A 204-nucleotide genomic window follows, 5' to 3' on the forward strand; every position below is an offset into this window, starting at 1 on the left:
CGCCCCATGAACCCACGGGGCGACTTGTCAGTGTTTGAAGTTCCAAGGCAGGAGTGCGTCGATATCAGGCTCAGCTTTCGCCAGCTCTTTCATGCACTTGACCATGTAGTCGTAGAGGATAAGACCGTTGGCTTTCGCGGTCTCGATGATGCTGTAAAGCATCGCGCTCGCATCAGCACCGTTTGGTGTGTTAGAGAACAGCCA

Annotated in this window: 1 protein-coding gene; it reads right to left on the bottom strand. The window is 53.9% G+C overall.

Features of this window, described 5'->3' with window-relative positions; all coding sequences use genetic code 11:
• Positions 1 to 27: 27 nt before the first annotated feature.
• Positions 28 to 204: transposase domain-containing protein (locus AB4263_RS23835; RefSeq protein ID WP_372099009.1), on the bottom strand; the 177-nt coding region annotated here is incomplete at its 5' end.

This window comes from Vibrio sp. 10N.261.55.C5, assembly GCF_041470505.1.
Taxonomy (GTDB): Bacteria; Pseudomonadota; Gammaproteobacteria; order Enterobacterales; family Vibrionaceae; genus Vibrio; species Vibrio crassostreae_C.